At 67.6% G+C, this 256-nt stretch carries 1 pseudogene; it reads right to left on the reverse strand.

Features of this window, described 5'->3' with window-relative positions:
* Window positions 1-256: pseudogene (locus tag JK359_RS38685) on the reverse strand (methionine adenosyltransferase); the annotation flags it as partial.

The raw sequence follows: 256 nt of genomic DNA on the forward strand, positions 1-256 counted from the left end.
CTCGTCCAGGAGCGCTTTCAGCTCGGGCTCCACGACGAACTCGCGGATGTCGGGGGCGAGCAGCGACTCCAGGTCGATGTCGGAGGCGTGCTGCGAGGAGACGACCACGGTGTCGAGGCGGACGGCCTTGTCGCCGTCGTACTCGATGGTGACCTGCGTCTTGCCGTCGGGGCGCAGGTAGGGGATGGTGCCGTTCTTGCGGACCTCGGAGAGGCGCTTAGACAGGCGGTGCGCCAGGAAGATCGGCAGCGGCATC

This window comes from Streptomyces actinomycinicus (assembly GCF_016741775.1).
Taxonomy (GTDB): domain Bacteria; phylum Actinomycetota; class Actinomycetes; order Streptomycetales; family Streptomycetaceae; genus Streptomyces; species Streptomyces actinomycinicus.